The sequence below is a fragment of the Algoriphagus jejuensis genome (assembly GCF_039523455.1).
Classification (GTDB): Bacteria; Bacteroidota; Bacteroidia; order Cytophagales; family Cyclobacteriaceae; genus Algoriphagus; species Algoriphagus jejuensis.
Window position 1 is genome coordinate 12,595 of record NZ_BAAAFI010000030.1, and the last position, 19,376, is coordinate 31,970.

General features: G+C 46.0%; 20 protein-coding genes. 4 read left to right on the forward strand and 16 right to left on the reverse strand.

Annotated elements, in window-relative coordinates:
- Nucleotides 1–5: 5 nt before the first annotated feature.
- The 6 genes from ABD031_RS13650 to ABD031_RS13675 all read right to left on the reverse strand — a co-directional run bounded on the left by ABD031_RS13650 (nt 6) and on the right by ABD031_RS13675 (nt 4,612).
- Nucleotides 6–1,067: a VOC family protein gene (locus ABD031_RS13650; RefSeq protein ID WP_343852385.1), complete on the reverse strand. Its 1,062-nt coding sequence runs from the start codon at nt 1,065–1,067 to the stop codon at nt 6–8.
- Nucleotides 1,060–1,773, reverse strand: a complete 714-nt coding sequence (locus tag ABD031_RS13655; protein WP_343852387.1) for a TIGR04283 family arsenosugar biosynthesis glycosyltransferase — start codon at nt 1,771–1,773, stop codon at nt 1,060–1,062. Before ABD031_RS13655 ends, ABD031_RS13650 begins: the two co-directional genes overlap by 8 nt.
- The gene (locus tag ABD031_RS13660) at nt 1,770–2,420 is read right to left on the reverse strand and encodes a DUF6134 family protein (protein WP_343852389.1); all 651 of its coding nucleotides are present in this window, start codon (nt 2,418–2,420) and stop codon (nt 1,770–1,772) included. The genes ABD031_RS13655 and ABD031_RS13660 overlap by 4 nt, the downstream gene beginning before the upstream one ends.
- A 178-nt stretch (nt 2,421–2,598) precedes the next feature.
- Nucleotides 2,599–3,270 (reverse strand): TIGR04282 family arsenosugar biosynthesis glycosyltransferase, encoded by a 672-nt coding sequence (locus tag ABD031_RS13665; protein ID WP_343852391.1) that lies wholly within the window; start codon nt 3,268–3,270, stop codon nt 2,599–2,601.
- Nucleotides 3,222–4,280 (reverse strand): arsenosugar biosynthesis radical SAM (seleno)protein ArsS, encoded by a 1,059-nt coding sequence (gene arsS / locus ABD031_RS13670; RefSeq protein ID WP_343852394.1) that lies wholly within the window; start codon nt 4,278–4,280, stop codon nt 3,222–3,224. The genes ABD031_RS13665 and arsS overlap by 49 nt, the downstream gene beginning before the upstream one ends.
- A complete protein-coding gene (locus ABD031_RS13675) occupies nt 4,280–4,612 on the reverse strand; it encodes an arsenosugar biosynthesis-associated peroxidase-like protein (protein WP_343852396.1) in 333 nt (110 codons plus the stop codon). Before ABD031_RS13675 ends, arsS begins: the two co-directional genes overlap by 1 nt.
- Before the next feature lie 198 nt (nt 4,613–4,810).
- Here ABD031_RS13675 and ABD031_RS13680 point away from each other — a divergent pair, with 198 nt between their 5' ends.
- A complete protein-coding gene (locus tag ABD031_RS13680; protein WP_343852398.1) occupies nt 4,811–5,449 on the forward strand; it encodes a peroxiredoxin in 639 nt (212 codons plus the stop codon).
- 92 nt (nt 5,450–5,541) lie between these two features.
- Here the strand turns inward: ABD031_RS13680 and ABD031_RS13685 are convergent, their stop codons facing one another.
- Nucleotides 5,542–6,204, reverse strand: coding sequence for a beta/alpha barrel domain-containing protein (locus tag ABD031_RS13685; RefSeq protein ID WP_343852400.1), 663 nt, complete (start codon nt 6,202–6,204; stop codon nt 5,542–5,544).
- The gene (locus tag ABD031_RS13690; RefSeq protein WP_343852402.1) at nt 6,204–7,196 is read right to left on the reverse strand and encodes a PfkB family carbohydrate kinase; all 993 of its coding nucleotides are present in this window, start codon (nt 7,194–7,196) and stop codon (nt 6,204–6,206) included. The genes ABD031_RS13685 and ABD031_RS13690 overlap by 1 nt, the downstream gene beginning before the upstream one ends.
- A 49-nt stretch (nt 7,197–7,245) precedes the next feature.
- Between ABD031_RS13690 and ABD031_RS13695 the strand changes: the two genes are divergently transcribed.
- A complete protein-coding gene (locus ABD031_RS13695) occupies nt 7,246–8,880 on the forward strand; it encodes a UxaA family hydrolase (protein ID WP_343852404.1) in 1,635 nt (544 codons plus the stop codon).
- A gap of 96 nt (nt 8,881–8,976) precedes the next feature.
- A complete protein-coding gene (locus tag ABD031_RS13700) occupies nt 8,977–10,284 on the forward strand; it encodes a tagaturonate reductase (RefSeq protein ID WP_343852405.1) in 1,308 nt (435 codons plus the stop codon).
- Between the two features lie 19 nt (nt 10,285–10,303).
- Here the strand turns inward: ABD031_RS13700 and ABD031_RS13705 are convergent, their stop codons facing one another.
- The 8 genes from ABD031_RS13705 to ABD031_RS13740 all read right to left on the reverse strand — a co-directional run bounded on the left by ABD031_RS13705 (nt 10,304) and on the right by ABD031_RS13740 (nt 17,134).
- Nucleotides 10,304–11,689, reverse strand: coding sequence for a TolC family protein (locus ABD031_RS13705; RefSeq protein WP_343852407.1), 1,386 nt, complete (start codon nt 11,687–11,689; stop codon nt 10,304–10,306).
- Nucleotides 11,686–13,041 (reverse strand): HlyD family secretion protein, encoded by a 1,356-nt coding sequence (locus ABD031_RS13710; protein ID WP_343852409.1) that lies wholly within the window; start codon nt 13,039–13,041, stop codon nt 11,686–11,688. The genes ABD031_RS13705 and ABD031_RS13710 overlap by 4 nt, the downstream gene beginning before the upstream one ends.
- A gap of 4 nt (nt 13,042–13,045) precedes the next feature.
- Nucleotides 13,046–14,743, reverse strand: a complete 1,698-nt coding sequence (locus ABD031_RS13715) for a peptidase domain-containing ABC transporter (protein ID WP_343852411.1) — start codon at nt 14,741–14,743, stop codon at nt 13,046–13,048.
- On the reverse strand, nt 14,736–15,413 hold the full coding sequence (locus tag ABD031_RS13720) for a TetR/AcrR family transcriptional regulator (protein WP_343852413.1): 678 nt from the start codon (nt 15,411–15,413) through the stop codon (nt 14,736–14,738). The genes ABD031_RS13715 and ABD031_RS13720 overlap by 8 nt, the downstream gene beginning before the upstream one ends.
- A gap of 105 nt (nt 15,414–15,518) precedes the next feature.
- The gene (locus ABD031_RS13725; protein ID WP_343852415.1) at nt 15,519–15,878 is read right to left on the reverse strand and encodes a DUF2237 family protein; all 360 of its coding nucleotides are present in this window, start codon (nt 15,876–15,878) and stop codon (nt 15,519–15,521) included.
- 53 nt (nt 15,879–15,931) lie between these two features.
- Nucleotides 15,932–16,303: a DUF983 domain-containing protein gene (locus ABD031_RS13730; RefSeq protein ID WP_343852417.1), complete on the reverse strand. Its 372-nt coding sequence runs from the start codon at nt 16,301–16,303 to the stop codon at nt 15,932–15,934.
- Between the two features lie 112 nt (nt 16,304–16,415).
- Nucleotides 16,416–16,619 (reverse strand): hypothetical protein, encoded by a 204-nt coding sequence (locus tag ABD031_RS13735; protein WP_343852419.1) that lies wholly within the window; start codon nt 16,617–16,619, stop codon nt 16,416–16,418.
- Nucleotides 16,619–17,134 carry a DUF4920 domain-containing protein gene (locus tag ABD031_RS13740; RefSeq protein ID WP_343852421.1) on the reverse strand — a complete coding sequence of 172 codons (516 nt, stop codon included), beginning with the start codon at nt 17,132–17,134 and terminating at the stop codon, nt 16,619–16,621. Before ABD031_RS13740 ends, ABD031_RS13735 begins: the two co-directional genes overlap by 1 nt.
- 217 nt (nt 17,135–17,351) lie before the next feature.
- On the opposite strand from ABD031_RS13740, the gene serA reads away from it, so the two are divergent.
- The gene (serA, locus tag ABD031_RS13745) at nt 17,352–19,244 is read left to right on the forward strand and encodes a phosphoglycerate dehydrogenase (protein WP_343852423.1); all 1,893 of its coding nucleotides are present in this window, start codon (nt 17,352–17,354) and stop codon (nt 19,242–19,244) included.
- The last annotated feature ends 132 nt before the right edge of the window (nt 19,245–19,376 follow it).

The window sequence follows — 19,376 nt, forward strand, 5'->3', positions numbered from 1 at the left end:
CGGATTTAGGCTTTCACACGATTCAGTGCCAATAGCTTCACCAGAAATTTTGGCAGATTCTTCTTGTGATCTCTATTCTTCAGGTTGAGATAGAGGTTCCATTTTTGCAATATTGGAACCCGGTGTGTCTCCACAAACTCTATAAGCGTCCGGTCAACGTCTTCCAAATAACCAAAGTGACCTGACGCACTTCCCATGTCAAAACTATCTTCGCTATCCACAGTAAACGGGTGTCCTGCTTCGCTGGCTTTTACCTTCAGATTCCTCATCCCATTGACGTCCAAGCAACAATGTATAAAACCCAAATCTCCCCAAAGGCGACCATTGAAAATCTGCTTGACTTCCCTTCCCCGTACCTCGATCAGCTCAATCTGCGCCGGGCAAAGTAAAGCTCCAAAAGCACCTGGATTACCTTCAGTGGGCATTGACAGCAGCGCTCTTTTAAATGTCAACTTCTGCTCTGGAAGATCTTCAAACGTTGATTCTTCCTTGTAATTCATAACCGAAAAGCCCAGAATATCCCGGTACAACGCAATTGAGTTCTCCAGGTCAGAGACACCAATCACAACTCCCAATACGCCGCCGGTCGGAGAGGTATTTTCAGAAAACCGATTGGAGTCTTCTACGATCTGAAAAACGTTATCAAAGGGATCCTTGAGAAAAAATGTACCTACCCCATTGGGAGTTTTCGAAGGAGAAGTCAGGATAATGGCGCCACATTCCTTGAGATGCTCAAATGCTTTAGCTAGATTTCTTACCCGCATTTTCACCGCATAAATCCCAAGATCCCCAGGCAAAATCTCAAAACCTGCTGGAGTTGGTGTTCTACTAGTAAACTGCCAAATCTCAAAGCCCCCGCCGCCCTGCATATTCATCGCAAGTACTGCGTGTCTTGACTCTGCTGTGCCGTTGGTGTATTTGGTCATGAGATTGGCGGTAGCCTCATCTTCAAAAACAGGTACATCCATCGAAAACGCCTGGCGATACCATGACCAAGCTTTATGTACGTCTTTTACCCCTATTCCGATTTGTTGAATCCCGTTGATTTGATAAGACTTTTCAAGCATTTGCCCCATTGTGAAGAAATAAAGAATACGATTTTTTTAACTTTTCCGGAGCCACACCCAAGTAAAACAAAGTAAATATCAACAGGTTGGCTAGTTGTATTCTCAGCCAAGAATTCTCCTGATACTTTCTCGCAGACACGGTCATGGACTTCGGAATGATAAAAAACTTTGTCTTGCTCTTGATTCTTTTGACCAATTCAAAATCCTCCATTAAACAAAATTGAGTATCATATCCTCCCAATGTATTGAAAAAATCACGGGTAATAAACAAAGTCTGATCCCCACCACCAGAAAAAATTCCATTGAACTGTGTAAACCAAGAATTTATGCGCAATAAAACTCTAGAGGAATTAAAGCGATACCGGAAGCAACCCGACTTATATCCTTCTCTCCACGCTTGATGAATATCTTCCGCAAAAGAACTCAAAGGCCTCGTGTCAGCATGGATAAAAAACAGCATATTTCCACAAGCCAGCTTTGCACCCAAATTCATTTGGATCGCTCTAGACGCGGTCTCAGATTTGACAACCCTGGCGCCCAATGACTCCGCAACTGCGCATGAATCATCCCGACTTCCTCCGTCTATAACAAACAGATCGACAATGTAATTGCCTGCGTTTTCTAATAAAAATGGAATCAATTCTCGGAGATTTTGAGCTTCATTTAATACTGGAATGACTACAGAAATCTCCAATTTATCATTCATGGCACGCGCTTGTATTGAAAATTCTTGACCGCGTGTTCGATGGTAACTTTTTGCAATTCACCTTTTTCGTAGAAATACCGATTCTCGTTACCGGATATAATCGTGCTAAGGACATTTGGTTCCTGCGTTTCTATCGTCGTAGTCAAACCAAAAACCTCCGAAATGAACCGCTCCCCTGCCGGAAGCTGCTCAAAAAATGCCCTTGTCGAGCACCATTTTACAAGACCAATGACCGGTTCATCGTTTTCAAATTTGTAGGATTTTGCATCGACTAGGTACTTTTTCCCATCCCAATGAATGGAAGATGCAAAATCACCTCTATTGGTTTTGGTTCGGGACTCGCTTTTCACAAAATATCCATTAACGTATCTGGAATGGGTGAACACCTCCAAATCCACACGTCCAAAAAACCAAAATCCGACTTTGCTCTCAGCGACATAGTGCAGTGTATCACCGACCTGATATTTTTTTACATTCAGGTCACCAATATTTAATCCCAGTACTACTGTTTCAAATTTTAAGACTTCTGTCTTTTGCTGTGAAAAAGAGGGATTTATGAGGAAAATGACCAATCCGGACACAAAAGCCCAGCGAATCGTTCTCGCAAAATCCTTTTCTAAAACGGTGAATGATCGATTCCGAAACATGAATAAATTTTGGTCAAGATGTCAAGTTGTAAATGTATCCGAAAATAACGTAACTAATCAAGGGAACTTTCCATCGGAATTGACCTGACTGATTATCGGCTTTGGTAACCACTTCCAGATCAAAAATCAAACGATGGCATGGCATCCTTTCTTATTCATCATCAAGCTACGAGGGCTATCAGAAATACTTCGGAATTTCTACGTGTTTGATTTTTTTGCGGAAAGTAAAATTCTGCCAATCTTCGAACGTATCTATATCAGATCGGATATTCAGAAATTCATAGTCCAAACCTAATTTATTAGCAATATCCAAAGTCAACTCCAAAACCTTGGAGGTGCTCCAGGGAATTTCGTCAAATACTTCCGGATGATACCCACTCATTCCCAATAGATAGTATCCCCCGTCATTAGCTGGGCCAATTACCAAATCCGAATGACTCAAAGCCATGTAGGCGTCATTCAAATCAGAAATTTCCAAATCCGCACAATCTGTCCCAATAATCACCACATTGGAATACCCATTTTCAAAAAGTTTTTTGAAAGCATTGTGCATTCGATCACCAAGATTTGATCCAGATTGTAATTCAAATTGGTAATCGTTTTTGCAATCCTCTGCCAGCTCAGGAACGAAATCTGAATAGAACAGGTATCTATCGACCTTGACTTGTTGAGCGATTTGATGGGTGTATGTTGTCAGCCAATTGTAAATCTCCAAAGCATGATCGTCACCTACGGAGGTGGCAAGTCTGGTTTTCACATGGCCTCGAATGGCATTTTTTTGAAAAATAATCAGTCCCGCCTTCATTTTGACGTAGCCCCTCCGCAGCTGGATCCTGCTCCGGCAGTGCATCCAAAACAGTGATTGTAGACTACAATCGACCGATCAGAAAGCGATTGAGCGTCCCAGTCAGACAAATGAGTCGACTTGGCCGCATCAACCTTCAGATCCAACATCTGATTGAAATCGCAGTCATATAAGTAGCCATCCCAGCCGACAGAAACCGTATTTCGACACATGACTTCTGCAGCCGCCAGGGGATTGAACGAAGATAAAAGTTTTTCCATGTAAAATTCATAATTTTCCGAACGAAGTAAATATTCCAAAAATCTGGAAATCGGAAGGTTGGTAATTGTAAAAAGCGAATTGAACTCCACACCAAATCTATCCCACAGTTTCGTTTTAAACTCTGCCTCCAATTCGGACTGCAAACCGGGTAGGAATGCCCCAGATGGATTGTACACCAAATTTAGTACCAAGCCAGTTCCCCTTCGCCCATAGCCCACTTGGTTCAAAAGTTTAAGTGCCTGAATAGACTTTTCGAAAACACCTTCACCACGCTGTGAGTCGGTCTTCATTGCAGAAAAATAAGGCAACGAAGACACGACCTCGATCCGATTTTTTGCAAAAAACCCCGGCAAATCATTGAATCTGGGGTTAGCCAAGATGATGGTTAGATTGCATCGGACGATGATTTTGAGCTCAGGTCGGATTGCGCGAATTTCCGACACGAACCACCTGAAATTCGGATTCAACTCGGGTGCCCCGCCGGTGAGATCGACGCAATTCATCGACTCCTCTCTTTGGATTACCTGTAGACACAGGTCCATGGTGTGTCTTTCCATGATTTCCTTTCGATCCGGGCCAGCGTCCACATGACAATGCTTGCACACTTGATTGCACATTTTACCTAGATTGATCTGGAAAACTTCAAGCGTCGTCGGCCGAAGGGGAAACAAACCGATCTTCTTGAGATGGCTTTGAAAATTGGATTCAGGCCCCCCAGGATGTCTTTTTTCTAAGATCATCAACTCCTCTTCGGAGTTTGACAGCGTATGCAGCTGCGCTTTGAGCGACTTCATTACATGGATATTTCTTTGATTTTATTCATCATTTGAGTGCTATGAACCAGAGAGGCTCCAGCTCGAATGGCTGCTGCCACATGGACTGCTTCCATCATTTGCTCTTCGTCACATCCTTTCTCCAAGGTATCTGTGGTGTATGCATCGATGCAATACGGACATTGCAGCGCATGCGCAACGCCCAAAGCTATCAGGGATTTTTCTCTCGCCGTTAGAGCTCCCTCTTTGAATACTTCCGCATAATATGCAAAAAACTTATCTGCCATCGGTTTTTGATATTCACCGATAGCACCGAATTTTTTAAGGTCTTCAGGATTGTAATAGGATTTCATGAGTTAGTTTCAAAGGATGTACGATTAGAACGTAGAAGCTGGATTGACTTGCGGAAAAATTTTTGTTCGGACAATACCGCCTAAAACCTTCCTGAAAGACGAATTTGGATCAAACTTAACCATGCTCCACTTATTATTGTGCAACCTTTTGCAATTATATTAGTCTATTAATTTACTAGACTTCTAAACTATAAAACTATGGCTTTACGATTAGGTGATATCGCACCGGATTTTTCCGCAGAGACTACCGAAGGAAAAATCAATTTCCACGAATACCTCGGCGATGGCTGGGGAGTGCTTTTTTCTCACCCGGCAGATTATACGCCTGTGTGTACGACTGAACTGGGAGCGGTTGCAAAACTCCGGGACGAATTTTCAAAAAGAAACACAAAGGTCATTGCGCTGAGTGTTGACGGTTTGGAAAGTCACAAACTCTGGATCGGTGACATCAACGAAACTCAACAAACCGAGGTTAATTTCCCTCTTATCGCAGACGAGGACTTCAAAGTGGCTAGACTCTATGATATGATTCACCCAAACTCAAGTGAAAAAGCAACGGTACGATCAGTATTCGTCATTGGCCCGGACAAGAAAATCAAGTTAATGATCACTTATCCGGCGAGTACGGGCAGAAATTTTGACGAGTTGCTGCGGGTGATCGACTCACTTCAGCTCACCGCTTATCATTCCGTAGCCACTCCGGCCAACTGGCAACATGGTGACGACGTCGTAGTCGTTCCATCTATCAAGACCGAGGACATCCCGGCAAAATTCCCGAAAGGCCACACCGTCATCAAACCTTACCTGAGAATGACCCCCCAGCCGGATTTGGACTAAACTGACCAGTCTAACGCAATGATGCCCCCAAAAAGCGATTACTTTTTGGGGGCATTTTTTTTCAAGTTATCCAGCTTCTGGAGAAGCTGGATTTATTTTGCGTGGATAGACTCGATAATATTCATCGCGAGACTGACATTCTCCTTGATCTCAGCGAAAGCTCTTTTCGCAATCAGGTCTTTTCTGAAAAGCTGAGAGCCCATGCCCACGCAGAGTACGCCGGCATCAAACCATTTTGTCAGGCTCTCCGCAGTGGGCTCTACTCCACCCGTTGGGATCAGCTCTATCTTGGGCAAAACCGCATGTACCGCCGGAACGAAATCATGTCCAAGTACATTTGCAGGGTAGATTTTCGCCAGCTCTGCACCAATCTCTTGGGCAAAAAAGATCTCCGAAACGGTTCCGCAACCCGGAATCCAAGGAATCTCCACCTTTGCGCAATATTCGCCCAACTCGGGATTCATCACTGGAGCGACAATAAATTCAGCCCCCATTTCGATAAATTCCTCCGCCTCATAGGCATGGTAGATCGTGCCCGCACCGAGGTAAATACCGGGTAATTTATCGGCAGCCTCTCGGATTTTCGGGAAGATTGACTTGGCTTCTTTGCCGCGATTGACCATCTCGATTACTCGCACGCCGCCTTCGTAGGCAGCATGTAGTAGGTCCAGACATACTTCCACATCTGGGTTGAAAAAGATAGGCATCATGCCGCCGGCATGCATTTTTTGAATAAAAGTTGTTGGGTTTCTCATTATCGTTTGATTTTTCCTACAGCTTCACCACTGGCCAGGTCAATTACTTCTTGAAGGGAACAAAGCAGAACATCACCGGGCACACTGTGCTTGATGGCTCCGGCGGCCATCGCAAATTCTATCGCCTCTTTTGGCTCCATGTGAAGCAAGCCATAGATCAATCCACCTGCGAAAGCATCTCCTGTACCGACTCGATCCACGATGTGGGTCATATCGTAGGATTTAGACGAATGAGAATTTTTCTCCTCATACAACACGGCTGATAGCGTATTGTGCGAGGAGCTCTGTGAAATCCGGTCTGTTTTGACAATGTATTGCAGGTCGGGAAATCTGTTAAAAGCCATCTCCCTCGCCGCCTCAAAATTCTTGATTTCCACATTAAGACACTGCTTGAAATCTCTCGTTCCAGCGATGAAAACATTGGTTAGCTCCATCAACTGAGGCATGATCTCGTGAGGCTCCTTGCCGAATTTCCAGAGGTTACTTCGATAGTTCAGATCACCGCTGACGGTGACACCTCTCTTTGTAGCTTCCCTCAAAGAGGTAAGCGTGAGTTCGGCGCATTCTTTGGACAAAGCCGGCGTGATCCCCGACCAGTGAAACCAGCTCGCACCGTCAAAAATCGCATCCCAGTTCAGATCCTTGCCGTCAAAATTGGCGAAGGCTGAACCCGCTCGGTCATAGATCACCTGGGAGCTGCGCTGCATCGCGCCATTCTCCAAAAAATAGATCCCAATCCGACCCGGAATAAACGGGATAAACTGAGTATCAATGCCGTTTTTGCGAAGCTGTCCGGCTGCGGCCCATCCAATTTCACTGTCTGGAAAAGCAGTCAGATGTGCAACATTCAATCCCCAGTAGGCCATCGCCGCACCGACGTTTGCTTCGGAGCCGCCAAATTCGACATCCAGGGAATGGGATTGGAAAAAACGTTGATTTCCCGGAGGCGACAATCGGAGCATGACCTCGCCAAGTGTGATTATTTTCTTCATTGAAGAATGATTTTTTCTCTAAGTTTGACCAAGTTAAGGAATAAAAATCATGAACAATACTTCCCTCCTTCTCGACCCATCGGACAATGTAGGAGTCGCACTGTCAGATCTAGAACCAGGTCAAAAAGTAGCTCCAAATGGCGTAGAGCTTGAAATTCAGGAATTTGTAGCTGCAAAGCATAAGTTTGCTATCCGGGATTTCCAGCCTGGCGAAGATATCCTGATGTACGGTACCATCGTCGGAGAGGCCACTCAGGCCATTCCGCTCGGTCATGCCATCACCCTACAGAACATTCACCACAAAACGCGGGAATATACCGCCGATCCCGGCAAATTCACCTGGACTGCTCCCGATGTTTCGAAGTGGAAAGACAGAACATTCAACGGCTATCTAAGAGCTGATAATCAAGCAGGTACAGCCAATTATTGGCTAGTTCTTCCAATGGTTTTTTGTGAAAATACGAATGTGCTCTTACTCAAGGAAGCCTTCGAAAACGCACTCGGATTCAGCACTCCCAATCCTTACGAAGTCCAGATCAAAAACTTGATTTCTGGCGTGCAGGGCAAAAAAATTACGGAAACGGTTGCGGATAAATCCGCCCCAACAAGCAATCGGATTTTCGAAAATCTGGACGGAATCCGCTTTCTGACTCACGACCTCGGTTGTGGCGGGACGCGACACGATTCGGAGACGCTCTGCGCCCTTCTCGCCGGCTACATCAATCACCCTAACGTTGCCGGTGCAACCGTCTTGAGCCTGGGCTGCCAAAACGCCCAATCCAGCATCTTGCTGGAAAAGCTCGCTCTTATCCAAAAAGGTCAGCCAAAGATCGTCATCATCTGCGATCAACAGCAAGAAGGAACCATAGAGCAACTGATCCAAAAGGCCATCCGGGAGACCTTCAACGGACTGGTCGAAGCAAATAAAAACAAGCGCCAGCCTGTGCCACTCAGCAAATTGGTCATCGGATTGGAATGCGGGGGTTCGGACGGGTTTTCCGGCATTTCAGCCAATCCAACCTTGGGAAGAGTTTCCGATTTGGTCGTCGCTTCAGGAGGATCAGCGATACTCTCTGAGTTTCCTGAGCTTTGCGGAGCTGAGCAAAATCTCATCAACCGATGCGCAGACCAAAAGATGGCGGACAAATTCATCCACCTCATGGAAAGCTACAACGATGCTGCAAAACGCGTTGGGAGCGGATTTGACATGAATCCAAGCCCCGGAAACATCAAGGACGGACTGCTCACCGATGCGATCAAGTCCTGCGGCGCCGCCAAAAAAGGCGGAACAGCTCCCATAGCTGACATCTTAGACTACACCGAGTACGTCAAAAATGCAGGACTGAACCTGCTTTGTACTCCTGGCAACGACGTGGAAAGTACCACTGGTTTGGCGGGCAGCGGAGCAAACGTGATCCTCTTCACCACCGGGCTGGGAACTCCCACCGGCAATCCAGTTTGCCCTGTCATCAAAGTGTCTACTAACACCAAGATGACAAACCGCATGTCGGACATCATCGATTTCAACACCGGGACGATCATCTCCGGAGAAGACACGCTGGAAACCTGTGGCGAAAAATTGTTGGAATTGGTCATCCAGGTCGCGAGCGGTGAGGTCACCACCAAGGCTGAAAAGAACAAAAACTACGATTTCATCCCTTGGAAAAGGGGCGTATCGCTGTAATCAAAAATGAAAGCCACAGCCCTTAACCATGGGCTGTGCTTTTTCTTCCCCAGCTTTGGGCGCTTCCATTTTCCCCTATTTGTAAAATCCTCTAAAATGGCAATCAACGACATCCAAATCCTCCAATTCGGTACGGGCAATTTTTTGCGGGCATTTCTAGGCTCTATGGTACAGGATCTGACCGAAGCTGGCAACCCCCTCAATATTTGCATCATCCAATCGACTTCGGGAAACGCTATCAATCGGCTTGCCGCTAGAGATTTCAACTATCATCTCCTCTCGGCGGGCTTCAAAAATGGACAGGAAGTCGAATCTATCAGCCAGATTACTTGCGTCAAAGCTGGGCTGACATTACCGGATGATGTTGAAACATTTTTTGAATATAGTACTTCTCCGAGCGTAAAATGGATTGTATCCAATGTCACCGAAGCGGGGATGGTCTGGAAAAGCGAAGGCGAATTTGCACAGTTCGCAGCATCCTTTCCTGGTCGGCTGACGCAGTGGCTGTTCAAAAGATTTCAAGCTATTCCTGAGGCTGATACGATAGTTCTCCCTTGTGAATTGCTCCCAAATAACGGAGACCTTCTGAGAGGTTTCGTGCTGGATCATGCGAAAGCTTGGGCGCTTTCTGATGATTTTGTCACTTGGATTGAAGAAAAAGTTACTTTCTTCAACTCGCTGGTGGACAGAATCGTACCTGGTTTCCCTTCACATCTGGATCTAACCCTGAAAGAGTCTGATCCATTTTTGGTTCAGGCGGAGCCTTATGCACTTTGGGCGATTCAGGGATCCGAATCTGAATACGATAAACTTCCATTTTTGAAGAGCAAATCCGAGGTGATTTTAGCAGATGACATCACTGGGTATGCGCTGAGAAAAGTACGAATCCTCAATGCGGCACATACTGCGATGACCGGCCATGGAATGCTAAATGGTGTCGAAACAGTTGGTGAATGGATCGGAGATCCGGAGCGGGAAAAATTCCTCCAAGAGATGATCGCAGAGGAGATCATCCCCACGATGAACCTGGACCGAGCGGCTTTGGCCAAGTATGCTGACGATGTACTTGATCGCTTTAGAAACCCATTTGTCTCTCACAAGCTGAGCGACATTTCCCTCAACAGCATAGCAAAACTGAAAAGCCGACTACTTCCGATCATGGCTGATTTCCAGTCAAAGAACGGCCAATATCCCACAAAACTAAGTAGCTGCCTACTTTCGATGATTCTCTTTTACCTCAGATATCCAGATAAAATCAGAGATGGTCAGGAAGTGAAAACCTGGTTTGAAAATGCTTGCAAAAATCAAACAGAATTGGAATGCTTAAAGCATGCGATGAAAGAATGGCTTCAAATAACATGGAATTCCGATCTGGAATCAGTCTACGACAAACTCTCCAACTAGTCAGAAAATCGAAGGATTTCTAAAAGCCAAGCCCAGCTGCGTACCTGGTTTTTGCTATGGAAATCTTCAACTTCGCCGCCAGCTCGCTAAGCGTCAATCGGGAATCGAACACAGAAACCTCACGCGCATTGACTAGAAAAAGGCTGGACTCGCCGATTTCAAATCTGCGCATTTCGCCCGCCAACAGGGCTTGGAGGCTTTTCACATTTTCGGAGAAGGTGTCCAATTGTTGGTTGAGAACACTCCAATTATTCAGCTCCGTCTCCAGCTTGGTGCGGAGCTGAATTTCTTTCAAGTCCCTAGAGTTTTGCTTGAAGTCGATCTTTGCTTTTGCCAATCCGACCGCTCCACGAGATTTGCGCCAAAGGAGTGGTGTATAGACCGAGACGCCCCATTTGTAATTGTTTTCATAGAATTGAGATTCCTCAAACCCAGAAAAGGATTCTGCCAAAAAATTGTATTTCAATTTGACGGTTGGAATAATCTGTTGTCCCTTCAGACGCTTTTCCACGTCCAAACTCGCCAATTCGTAATCTGTCAATTTCAGCTCGGGATGGCTGGCCACAGCCATTCGCAGCTCCTCAACATCCAAGCCCTGGGCAAAATCCTCAAACAATCCCTGAGGAACGATGGTATTGGCGAGCAGCATCGGACTTCCACTTTCGTCCCACAGGTAGGTATTCAACTCTTGGATAGCGGCGAAATAGGCATTTTCAGCGGACTGAAGCCGGTATTGCCTATTGAGCAATTGTGAAAAAGCCTCTACAGTATCGATCGCTGCAAGGTCTCCCTGTTCGAAACTTTTCTTCACAGAATTGAAGCGAAACTCTGCCAAGCTCACTCCTTCTGTTAGCACATGGCGATTTTCGTAAGCCATCGCCCAGTTCCAATACAGCGCTGTAGCATTTAGATTTAACTCATTTAGGAGCTTGGTTCGCTCTACTTCCGTCGATTGCTGATAGATTTGAGCCTGTCTCAGAGCAGCTCTTCTTTCGTCCAAAATCAAGCCCTGCCCGAGATTTACAGAAGCACCTGCAGACAACAGACCTCCCGAAGGAACTGTTGATTCGGGATTGAGGTAGCTGCCGGTGTTTTGCTCAAAAGCACCGTTCAGCTCGACCCCCATCCATGTAGGAATCGTCACTCCAGCTTCGCGCTTGTCGTAATAAGTGGTTTCCTTGTAGTCCTTCCTGTCCAGATTTCCATAAAGCAGAGGGTCAAATCCCCCACGCGCTTGCCTCACTTCCATCTGTCCCATGCGTAAATTGAGCTCAGCCTGAGCGGAGACGGGGTGATAAAGCCGCACCCATTCCATGTATTCCTGAAAGCTGAGTAGAAGCGTGTCCTGCGCTCTCACATTCATGCACCAAAAAATTGTCAGCAGAAGGAAGATTGCCTTTTTCATTTCTTGGACGATTCGATTTGATCTTTTTGCTCTTGCGTATAGTAGTCAGCGGGAAAGCCATTGAGTTGACGCCAGATCTCATACCAGACCGGTACGTCGTTGAGGATAGCGATACCGTCGGCACCCGATCCTATGCGGAGAGGCTCCGGCCAGGGAGATTCTTCCGCGTCCTCTACCACGAGCACCCGATATTGGTTATTGTTGCCAGCAAATCGATCGATAGCGACAATCACCCCTCCAAACGTTCCGTTGGAGATCTGTGGCCAGCCGGAAAAAACAATCGCAGGCCAACCATCGAAAATAAATCGAACCTTATTTCCAACTTCCATCAGGGGCAAATCTACCGGCTGCACATACATCTCTACCGCCAAATCCGCATTGGCGGGGACAATATTTACGATTTGATCCCCTTCTTTGATAGTCTCTCCGATACCCACTTGGATCGCCTTGGCAATGTAGCCATCCTGCGGCGCCAGAATATGGCGGTATCCGGTTCTACGCTCGTAGTTGGAGTATTGATTTTCCAACTTAGTGGTACTTGCTTCCGCGTCAAACTGGGAGGACATCGCAGTGAGTCTTTCGGATTCGGCCTTTGCGAGCTTGTCCTTGAAGTCGTTGTCAATCGCTTCCAAATCTATTCTGGCGGTGATGAGTTCATTCTTGCTGCTCAAAAGTTTATTCTCAGAAGAAATCAATTTCGCTTGAACTTCCTGGAATTTCAGTTTGCGGGATTCTAGGTCGGTCAATGATCTTAGTCCTTCTTCATATAGATTTTCGGAGCGCTCCAGCTGATACTTTCCGATATCATAGTTTACTTTTGCCTGCACGAGTTCAATGCTGTCCGACTGAACTTTCAGCTCTGCCATGCGAAGTTTGTTCTCAGCCTGTTGGATTCGCAGGATGTTGTTTTTCTGCAAAGCGTTGATCTGAGACTGGAGCGCATCTACTTTTCCAGCGTAAGATTTCGCGGTCAGCGCCTTGGCATCCACCTGCATTTGCGTGCGGGGCAAAAGAAGGGAATCAAAATATTCATCCTTGACTTCCGAAATTCTCAAGATCGTATCCCCTCTAGACACAAAATCACCCTCGGCTACATACCAGGCTTCAATTCTTCCGGCGAGGATCGAATGAACGGTCTGGGGTCGTTGATCTGGTCGCAATGCGGTCACATACCCTTTAGACCGTACATTTTGAGTCCACGGGAGAAACAATACTATAAAAATACTCAGGATCATCCCGGTGATAAGCCTGAGTCTCCGCTGGTTTTCCTTTAGTGGAAGCGTCATCACAAGGCTTTTGGAGCCGCTAAATGGAATTGATTCCTTGATCTTATTGGATGAGATGTTTAGCATAGAATCAAGGGTTTAGTTGCTTATAATCCTGATAACTCCCCTGGAATCTGACACGTCCTGATTCCATCCAGACCACTTCATCGGCCCGGCGGAGGATAGACTCGTCAAAACTCACCATCAACAGCGTCCAATTACCGTTGAAAAGGTGCTCAACCACCCGTTCTCGTACTTCATCTTCAAGGTCTTGTAGGACATTCTCCATGATGAGCGCTTTTGGCCATCCCACAAACCCCCGGGCCAGGAGAATCTTTTGGGCGAGAGATTTGGATAGTCCACGACCCTGAGGCTGGAGTATTGCGTCCAGTCCATTGGGTAAGCGGTATAGATAGTCCTTCAATCCGACCAAGTCCAAGATATATTCCAACTGACCCTGATCGAAGTCCATACCCATCAGAATGTTTTCTCCGATCGATCCGTGAAATATCTCCTGCAACTCTAGAAAATCCCCGACCATCGCCCGGAATTTCTCCAGATTCAAGTATTCCAAAGACAGGTCGTTTACAGACACCGTACCTTGATATTCTTCATAAAGACCTGCAAAAAGAGCCATCAGCGCACTTTTTCCACTTCCGCTCTTACCCGTTACTACTACTTTTTTGCCGGGATTGATGGTCAGACTTACTCCCTTCAGTATGGGTTCCAATGAATCTTGAGGCTGAAAATGAACATTGTCCATCGCAAACTTCAGTCCTTCTGGACTGGAGGTGATGATTTTCTCCGAAGGACTGTGATGTTCCAACTCCAAATCCATTACCTGCCCGAGCTTTTCGGTAGCCACCAGTGTATCATACACTGTCTCCAAAGAAAGGATGAGTTTTTCTACCGAGTTGATCACCATCAAGATAATTACCTCCGCAGCGACAAACTGTCCGATTGATATCTGATCATTGATCAGCAACAAACTCCCCGCGATCAATAGGCTGGTGACAATGAACACTTTGAACCCCACCATCACTTTGAATTGAAAGATCAAAATATTAAAATGCCGATTTCGAAATTCAATATATCGCTGGATCAGCTTGTCTGCCCGTAGGATTGGCAGCCGGGTATCACCGACCAATTTGAAGGAATTCAAGGTTCTGCCCACCTCCTCTAGCCAATAGGCCGTCTCGTATTTATAGGTTGACTCCTTCAGGGCCGTTTCCATCCCCCGGGGTGCAGAGAGATAGAAGATCAATGCCAAAATCCCGATCAGCGTCAAGGAGAAGAATATAAACGTGGGATGGTAAATAGAGAGCAGAAGCAGACCAAAAATCACCTGGAGCAGCGCACTGGAGAAGTCGACCAAAATCTTCGAAATTCCTTTTTGTAGATTAATTGTGTCAAAAAATCGGTTGACAATCTCAGGACCGTATTTTCCGTGCATGATCTCTGTCTTGATCCGCGGCAGTCGGTAGGCAAACGACAGCCCCGCCTTGGAAAAAATCCGCTGCTGCAGTTTTTCTGTGATTTGGAGTTGAGAAATCTGCAAAAATCCGCTGAATGCCACTCCAAGGCCGACCACAATCACCAAGATAATCCACGAAGTGCTGATCCTTCCGCCAAGAATGAAGTTTAAGATCGCTTGGATTCCCAAGGGAAGCGACAACGTGATCAGGCCATTTAGAATCGCATAAAAGTAGATCGCATATACCTGTTTTTTTTCCTCCTGGAGCAATCCAAAAAATCGCTTCAGAGGTGTCATTTCGGTCTGGCTAGTCATTGGCAATGGCGTTGAATACAAGCTGGTGAAAAAACCGATAGCGTTCGCTCCCATCGCGGGAGGTCTCGGTCATATCCGGTAAATGGACTGAATTGAAGGCCTGACTCAAGCTGGCCTCCATTACGGTAGATACCAGGGTTTTGGGAAATTCGTAACTAGGATTCACTTCGCTAATAATCTTTGAGATCCTTTGTCTAAAACTGTATACCTGATCAAAAGCTCCGGATTCATGTTCCGTGTCCACCGATTTGGTGAAATAGGCTTTGATTGACTCATTGATGACTAAGCTTCTGAGCATCTTTGGATCCAAATATTCATTTTCTAAATAACAGGGACCATCTACCATCAACTTAACTCCGATATCCAGCCGCTCAGCCGGGTCGTGAATGTTGGTCGTAGAGAATACCAAATTGTGCTCCATCCAGGCCCAATACCAGGCAGAAAGGTACTGCAACAGCCTGTGTTTGTTTTCGAAATAGCGATAAATTGCAGCCTCGGTACCCCCCGTTTTTTGGGCGAGTTTTTTAAATGTAAAAAACTCCAGACCTACTTCAAGCAGCATCTGAGCACCTTCGCGAACAATTGAAACGCCCAAATCCGAGCTGAAAGGCTCCTTTACGTAAAGGTTTGGATTGACGTCAACCCGGATTTTTTTAATGATCGATTCCATTTACCAAAAAGAGTGTATGCGATCACCTAACGGAGCAAACCCCAAATTGTTTGTAAAGCTTCGATAATTGTTAGCAGATGTAACAAATAATTAATATTACTACCCTCATCTAATAGCGCTCGAGATCAACAAATCCATGGGAATAATTTCCAGACTTGCCTCATGAGTAGCTTCCAAAAAAACACGAGGTGCGCAGCCAGACTGATAGGCTTCCATCCAGCGGGTTGCACAAAGACACCATCGATCGCCTGGTCTTAGTCCCGGAAAATCAAACTCCGGCCGAGGCGTACTCAGGTCATTTCCCCGACTCTTTGAAAAGACTAAAAATTGGGTGGTCAGCTCCACACACACCGTATGCATTCCGACATCTTCCTCACCCGTTTCGCAGCAGCCATTGCGATAAAACCCTGTCATCGGCGCAGTACTGCAAGGCAGCAGTTTTTCGCCAAATACATTTTTTGCCATAGTCCAATCTACAAAATTTCGAAAAACTAGGTTAAAATTCAGTCCCTCAGCAATCAATACCCTCTGTATTTCAACCTACTCATACCATACAAATACAGCACTTTGGAGTACCGCAGCATTGCCGGAAGTAAGACAATATTCAGCACGACGACCATAGTCATGTACATCCAAAACTTTGGAACGTCGACCAGCAAGTTGATCGTGGTGAGTGAAGTGATCACCAAAGCCACCGAAAACGCATAACTGATATACATCGCACCGTAGTAGAAATCGGGTTCCGGATGGAAATTGGCAGCACAGACCTTACAGGATTTGTTGACCTCGGTGAGTTTTCGATAACTCAATACATTGACCGAATACAATTTCCCTTCGCGGCATTTTGGACACTTGGCTCCTACAATGGCCCGACCCAAAGATTTTGACATACTTCCTGTTCGATGGTAATTCACGACTCCTATCCTGATTGGGATCAAAGGTACTGCATCGTCCGTGCTAAATGAAGGCAAAACGAAAATGGAGCCTTTTGAGCTCCATTTTCTATCTAAATTCCTCCAGATCGTAGTCCTTCCCCTTACCCCATTGCAGGAGTTCGTGGATCGTGTAATACTCCAAGGTGTCCAGATCTTTGATCTTGAAATCGTCGCCATGAAGCCGGGACATAATCTCGATCATCCGGATTTCTCCCTGATTGACCAGGCGATAGACCCTCCCCACCCGTAGGTTGTCGAGTGCAATCGGCATCAGACCTTTGGTTTAACCAACGCACCAGTAGCCTCAAAGGTGATTTTTCTTTCAGGTGCTGTGATCGCTTCAATTTCTTCCTTAGTTCCACCTTTATCTTCGGCGTAGTGTCTAAGCGTCTCCACATCGGTTTCGGTCAGGGTAGCTACTCCTTCGATCACGATCGGAAATCCCTGGGAATTCGTTGGTAAGAAAAATCCGTAGTCTTTGAAAGTAACCCGCATGGATTCGCCATTGGGCAAGTCCATTGCAAACCAGCAACCTTTTTTCGTACACACTTCCTTGATCTCTCCGGAAACTTTTCCGACAAATTCACCCTCAACTTCAACCGAAGAAATCATCTCGGCGGTACTGAAGATCTCGTCCGCTTGCACAATATTCCCGTAGTTGCCAGGTACAACTTCCGCTTCCCCTACTACTTCATAGGTCGTGGTGACCGCTACTTCGTTTTTCTGTTGGCAGGAAAAAACAAGCGTACCCGCCACGAGAGCGATTTGCAGAATTGACTTTTTCATAAAACTTTTATTTTGTTCAAAATTAACTCAAAAGACGGTTTGGTAAAACACCATTTCAATATCCCCACAAAATCGATTGCAAACGCCACTTTTCCCGTCGAATAATTGGTGAATTTTCAAACAGAAAAAACTTTCTGATTAATTCTATCAACAAAACTTCGATTTTTTTAACAATCCTGTAATTTTACCTCAACAAAGACCTATTGACCCTGCACTCATGCCCCAAACCAAAAAGTTCATCATTGATTTTGACAGTACATTTACCCGAGTAGAAGCCCTTGACATCCTGGGTGAAATCAGTTTGGCAGGAGACCCCCAACGTGATTCCAAGCTTCAGGCCATCAAAGACATTACGGATCGGGGCATGGAGGGTACAGTTACTTTCCGTGAAAGTCTGGAAAAAAGAATCGAAATTCTCCAGGCGACCCGCAGCCAGATCAACGATCTGATTGAGGCGTTGAAGCAAAAAGTATCCAAATCCTTTGAGCGTAACAAAGAGTGGCTGGAGGAAAACTCCGACGACATCTACATCGTCTCCAACGGCTTCAAAGACTTCATCATCCCCATCGTCTCCATCTACGGAATCAAAAAGGAAAATGTCTTTGCCAATGATTTTGTCTACGACGAGAGCGGAAGAATCGTCGATTTCAATCGCGAAAACCCCCTGTCCAAAAACAACGGCAAATCAGAAACCATCAAAAATGTGAACCTTGACGGAGATATCTATGTCATTGGTGATGGCTATACCGACTACGAAATCAAAGCCTCCGGGCTTGCCAATAAGTTTTACGCGTTTGTGGAAAATGTGCACCGCCCCAAGGTGGTGAGCCAAGCGGACCACATTGCGCCAAGTTTCGACGAAATCTTATACATCAATAAATTGAACACGAAGTTTTCTTACCCAAAAAGCCGGATCAAAGTTCTCCTCCTGGAAAACGTCCATCCCGTAGCCGTTGAACTTCTCAAGGAAGAAGGCTACCAAGTCGAAGTTGCCGTCGGCGCCTTGAGCGAAGAGGAGCTTTGCGAGAAAATCAAAAACGTCTCTATCCTTGGCATTCGTTCCAAGACCAACGTGACCAAAAAGGTTTTAGAAAATGCCAACCGACTTTTGGCGGTCGGCGCTTTCTGCATCGGCACCAATCAGATCGACTTGGAAACCTGTCAGGAAAAAGGTATCGCAGTGTTCAATGCGCCTTTTTCCAACACCCGCTCTGTCGTGGAAATGGCCATTGCCGAAATCATCTTCCTGATGCGAAGGTTCTTTGACAAATCCGTGGGGATGCATCAGGGAGTTTGGGACAAGTCTGCTACGGGATCTTTTGAAATCAGAGGAAAGAAACTCGGAATCATCGGCTACGGAAACATCGGTGCCCAGCTGTCGGTCTTGGCAGAAAACATGGGCATGAACGTGTTCTACTACGATGTCATCGAAAAACTCGCCCTCGGCAATGCCACCAAAGTCGATTCACTGGATGAATTGCTCTCGACCTGCGATGTGATTTCACTTCATGTCGACGGAAGAAAGGACAACAAATGCCTTCTCGATCGCGAAAAAATCAGCTTGATGAAACCCGGAGCGATCCTGGTCAATCTGAGCCGCGGTCACGTCGTCGAAATTCCTGCACTGAGAGACGCGATTCTATCAGGACAGTTGGGCGGATGTGCTGTGGACGTGTTTCCAGAAGAGCCCAAGAATAATAAGGAGCCTTTGGTTTCCGAACTTTTGGGACTGCCCAACACCATCCTGACTCCACACATCGGAGGAAGTACACTGGAGGCGCAGGTCAACATCGCTCGATTCGTGCCGGGCAAAATCATGGAATACATCAATACCGGCAACACCTACAATTCGGTCAACTTCCCGAATATCCAGTTGCCATTCCTGAAGGATGCCCATCGCCTGATCCATATTCACCACAATGAGCCTGGGGTTTTGGCAAAAATCAACCAGGTCCTAGCGGACTATAACATCAACATCGTCGGCCAATATCTGAAGACCAATGAAAAGATCGGGTATGTAATCACCGACATCGACAAGGTCTATGAAAATGAGGCGATAGAGGCACTGAAAAATATCAAAGGAACGATCCGATTCAGAACGCTTTATTGAGCAAAAAGGAACTCTTATTTTAAAATGCTAGCTGAATTTTCGGCTGGCATTTTTTTTTCTGAAAGTCTGGTTAGCGTATCCCATAGTTGTTCCGTGATATCAGTTTTTGCTAAGGTGTTTCTTTGGAGAAAA